The following is a 4,344-nucleotide window of genomic DNA, read 5'->3' as shown; positions in this document are numbered from 1 at the left end:
AAACTCTTAGGCTTGTATGTTTTTACATCATACCTAAAAGAAAACTCTAAAATTAGAGTATATTTTTAGTCCTATTTAACATAAAAACTCTTATGTAAAGTAACCTGAATACAGCGATGCCTCATTGGGACGCGTTGAGATAAGCCCCTTTTAGATAACCTTAGCAACTCGATAGACAGTTGCAACTCCACAATTCACTGCTTTTGCAATTTCTTCCTTAGTCATATTGCCAGCCACCAGCAGTTCTTTTATTCGTTTATGTTTAGCCTCATTAGCCTTCTTACCTGTTGGCTTGTAACCTGAACGCGCTAGGCCCTGCTTAATACGTTCTATACGTTTCTCATTGTCCAGGCGAGCCATTGTTGCCAGGAGATCAATCAACATATTATTGATGAGTTCCAGAATTGAATGAGTAATGCTGTCACTGGCTTGAATCATTTGGTAGGTAGTAGGAAGATCTGCTACGACTAAACGAAGTCCCTTTTCCTGGATCCTGCGCTTCAGCTCTTGAAAATCTCGTTGGGTTAGGCGTGATAAGCGGTCAATACTTTCAACTAACAAGGTGTCACCCTGATTTGCTTCTGACAGTAGCTTATTCAATTCAGGTCGGTCTAACTTCGTACCACTATAGTTTTCCACGTACACAATGGTTTCGCCCAAATTCAAGTTTTGGTTTAGATCCTGAAGAATCTGCAAAGCCCTTTTTGCATCTTGATCTTTAGTTGAAGCTCGTAGATAAATACGTGTATTCATTTCTATCATTTAGTCTTAATTCGATTAGGTTAATGATAATACTATCATTTAATTATTTTACTAAGTTTAATGATAGGTATTATATGCGATTTGGCTCGTTATCATTCAGCTATAGTCTTTTGATAAAAAAAGCATGACTAAAAGCCATGCCTTGGGAATTCGTATAAGGTGTATTATGTTAATTTTAGAAATATTAAATAAATAGTTAATTGGAGTTATAGCCAAATCTTCTTGTTAATAACGTATTTTTCCACCAACTCTCTCGACTCAATATAACTTTATCGTCTGTTTTAGCTTTAAAAATATCAAGAATTGAATAATAAAAGTTATTTTCAATATGCTCTAACGGCAATTGCTGTAATTGAACATTTCCCCCATGACGACTTTGTGCATAGTTTTGCCATCTATTAAGAAGCATATTTTCAGCATAAGCTGAACCAACATACTTTTTCCCATTAGAAATATCTGTAATTAAATAAACTGCCTTTTGATTCTGTAATGCAGTCTTCCAAGAGTCTGTTCTAATTACTCTGGTAAGTTCTTTCCACGATAGATGAACGTTTTCATAGCCAGGAAATTTATCTAGGGAGCCTTTAGGCAATATTTCAATAACTTGTTTATCAGAGGTATAGTGCTGATGCCAAGATAGAGTAGCTCTCCCCCAGTCAACTACCACTCTGAACTTAAGCTCACTAAATTGTGGCATCTCTTCTAGTTCATATTCATAAAGATTATTTTCACTATATTTTTCATTTACGACCTTGAATACTCCCCAAAATAAAGATTTTTGTCCTTCTGTACCCAAAAAAGATATTATGTAATCAATATTTTTAAATACACTTTTACTTTGTATTCTCTGGTATTCCTCTAGCTCAGCAATATTCAAGAATACATTATCAAAAAGTTCTGAAAATTCTCCATTGCTCTTGTGACGTACATATTTAATTTTAGAAGTTTCATTCAGCGGATTATTCTTTATAAGTGACATTAAGCCTTTAAAAGTCAGTCCAATTTCCTGATCTAGCATATAAATAATTTCTTATGTTTCATAAAAAATGTAGTTTAAACAGAAGAATTTTTTACAGCTATAAGAACTTATAAAATAGATGTAATCTCCTCGATTTAACATAATGGCTGTTATACAAAATTCAGATATATCTAATACTCGTAACTTAAAGTTAGAAATTATTTTATATTACTTAATACCCTCCCATTTAACATAATGGCTGTTATACAAAATTCAGATATATCTAATACTCGTAACTTAAAGTTAGAAATTATTTTATATTACTTAATACCCTCCCATTTAACATAATGGCTGTTATATGAAATTCAGTGCCTCAGGCCTAAAGAACCAAGTTTATGTCTTGCAAAAACGTATCCTATAGGATACATTTTGCTTATGTACTCAATATATACCACAGAAGCCTTTGATGATTGGTTTACCAAGTTAAAAGATCAACAGGCAAAAAGACGCATACAAGTCCGAATTGATCGGGTTGAAGATGGGAACTTTGGAGATACTGAACCAGTCGGTGAAGGTGTTTCTGAGTTACGTTTCTTCTTTGGACCTGGCTATAGGATTTATTACTGCAAGCAAGGGCAAAGGGTCGTTATTCTCTTAGCAGGCGGAGATAAGTCTACGCAAAGTAAAGATATAAAACTTGCCCTACAATTAGCACAAGATTTAGAGGAGGAGCTGTAAATGGCTATCAAACTTCGTAAATGGGATAGTGCTGAGCATCTTAAAACAGAAGAAGATATGCAAGCTTACCTACAAGCCTGTATCGATGAATCTAATGGTGATGCTGCATTCATTGCTAAAGCTTTAGGTAACATTGCTAAAGCTAAAGGAATGGCTCAATTATCACGAGATACAGGTCTAGGCCGAGAAAGTCTTTACAAAGCACTTTCTGGTGATGTTAACCCTAGTTTTGATACTGTGATTAAAGTTGTAAAAGCACTGAATTTACGCTTAGCAATTTAAAAAAAGTTATTTAAAAATGGAGCTTTAAGCTCCATTTTTAAATTTCATATAAGGTGTATTATGTTAATTTTAGGAAATATAAATAATTCTTTAAAATTATTTCTTCTTTTTTGCTAAATCAAAAATTTCATTCAGACTCTCTCCAGCAACATCATACAATCCCATAAATTTACTAAGACTATCGGACAATTCTTTTTCTGAAGGAGGCTCTTGTTGACCAAAATTTTTATCTTTATCAAACCACATATCTAACTCTCTATTCTTTAACTTATCTCGCATTTCATCACTTAACTTACTCAACTGTTGATTGCCGGTTTGTTTTGCAAAATCGGCAATAAAGCTATAGCTAAACTCACGCCAAGGAGCTAGATATTGTCTTTTCATTAGCATTAAAGACATATGGGCAATAGCTGCTTTACAAGAGATTAAATATTCATCTTGACATGGTAACGTAATAATTTCTTTATATATTTCAGTTACATCTATCCAATCTGAATTACTGGAAATTGAATCAAAAAATTGGTCAAAATCACAAGGAAAGACTTTTCTTTCTAAATGATCAGCAATCCTAATATCTAAACTTTCAAAAAACTTACTTGCAAGCTCAGAACAAAAAGAACTTTCCGTATTATTTATATCAGCACCTTCTTCAGGTACTTCTAGAAATTTTATATTATATTTTTGATTAAAAAACTTCAAAGAAGATCTCAATAAATTATTTTCATCTATATCAGCTAAACTCTTATTTCGTAAGACTCTCCATGTTGTTTCACAATCATTTAGCTCTTCTAATAAAGGCGAGAAGTGAACTCCTTTTACTGTCGTAGCGTGAATAATAACTCCATCCCCTATATGTATCATCACATGGCTACTTTGGGCTTTTTTATAATAAAGTTTTTGAGCGTTAACCAGCCATTTCGATGGTTTTTTTGAGCCTGTGACTAAAATTATATCTCCTATATTTAGTTGGCTATGAATTGCTAAATACTGCTGCTGAACTTTACTTTCCACAAAAATTTCCTTTTTAAGAATTTGCTCCAATATACTGCTATTACGGTAAATATCTACTGATTTGAAGTCCATTTAACATAATAGAGCTTATACGAAATGCTTTTTAAAATATCCTTGTTTTTCATATGGTTAAAAAATTTTGACCAACCTGAAAAACAACAAAAAACCGCCTTGGAAACAAGTCGGTTTCTTTTTAAGCAAAACTGTAACTTTTAGCCAATAAAATTGATCAAAAAACATTCATTTTTACATTTTTTCCTGATTTCTCAAGGGTCACAGTTCAGAAATAATCCCCAATTTCTGCGGACAACTCTTGGGATAAAACAGGCCAACTTTGTAAGCTAAAACTTACACAGATTTAAGGTTTTTGCGGATTGGTAATCAAAGGCATTAGCCCTATTATGAATACATAAGGGAACTGGATGTTTCCAGAAAATAAGAATAAGAAAATAGCGCAAGGAATGGGCAGCACGAGATCAGTAAGACGAGCACCCCGATATGAAAAAGCCCGACAGGATGTCGGGCTTTTTTATTGTCTATTAAAATAATGTTTGACAAAAAAAACTAATTATCAATTAATTGGTTTTTTTTTT

General features: G+C 33.0%; 5 protein-coding genes. 2 read left to right on the top strand and 3 right to left on the bottom strand.

All coding sequences use genetic code 11. The annotated features are described in order from the left end of the window. Positions 1–150: 150 nt before the first annotated feature. Entirely contained in the window at positions 151–762 is a 612-nt protein-coding gene (locus F968_RS19400) for a recombinase family protein (protein WP_000571899.1), read from the bottom strand. 196 nt (positions 763–958) lie between these two features. Then, on the bottom strand, positions 959–1,780 hold the full coding sequence (locus tag F968_RS19395; RefSeq protein ID WP_004796770.1) for a GIY-YIG nuclease family protein: 822 nt from the start codon (positions 1,778–1,780) through the stop codon (positions 959–961). Between the two features lie 375 nt (positions 1,781–2,155). Between F968_RS19395 and F968_RS19390 the strand changes: the two genes are divergently transcribed. Together F968_RS19390 and F968_RS19385 are read left to right on the top strand one after the other, a co-directional pair. Next, complete coding sequence (locus tag F968_RS19390; RefSeq protein ID WP_000286963.1) at positions 2,156–2,458, top strand: type II toxin-antitoxin system RelE/ParE family toxin; 303 nt, start codon at positions 2,156–2,158, stop codon at positions 2,456–2,458. Next, positions 2,459–2,740 carry an addiction module antidote protein gene (locus tag F968_RS19385; RefSeq protein WP_000985610.1) on the top strand — a complete coding sequence of 94 codons (282 nt, stop codon included), beginning with the start codon at positions 2,459–2,461 and terminating at the stop codon, positions 2,738–2,740. 96 nt (positions 2,741–2,836) lie between these two features. Here F968_RS19385 and F968_RS19380 read toward each other — a convergent pair whose 3' ends face one another. After that, complete coding sequence (locus F968_RS19380; protein WP_228128939.1) at positions 2,837–3,751, bottom strand: YiiX/YebB-like N1pC/P60 family cysteine hydrolase; 915 nt, start codon at positions 3,749–3,751, stop codon at positions 2,837–2,839. Between the last annotated feature and the right edge of the window lie 593 nt (positions 3,752–4,344).

This window comes from Acinetobacter sp. NIPH 817 (assembly GCF_000368405.1).
GTDB lineage: Bacteria > Pseudomonadota > Gammaproteobacteria > Pseudomonadales > Moraxellaceae > Acinetobacter.
The sequence above is the reverse complement of the archived record's forward strand: the minus strand, read 5'-3'. Positions and strand labels throughout refer to the sequence as shown.

Excerpts from the sequence above, each read along its gene's own strand:
- F968_RS19400 (WP_000571899.1), bottom strand. The coding sequence starts at position 762 with ATGATAGAAATGAATACACGTATTTATCTACGAGCTTCAACTAAAGAT.
- F968_RS19395 (WP_004796770.1), bottom strand. The coding sequence starts at position 1,780 with ATGCTAGATCAGGAAATTGGACTGACTTTTAAAGGCTTAATGTCACTT.
- F968_RS19390 (WP_000286963.1), top strand. The coding sequence starts at position 2,156 with ATGTACTCAATATATACCACAGAAGCCTTTGATGATTGGTTTACCAAG.
- F968_RS19385 (WP_000985610.1), top strand. The coding sequence starts at position 2,459 with ATGGCTATCAAACTTCGTAAATGGGATAGTGCTGAGCATCTTAAAACA.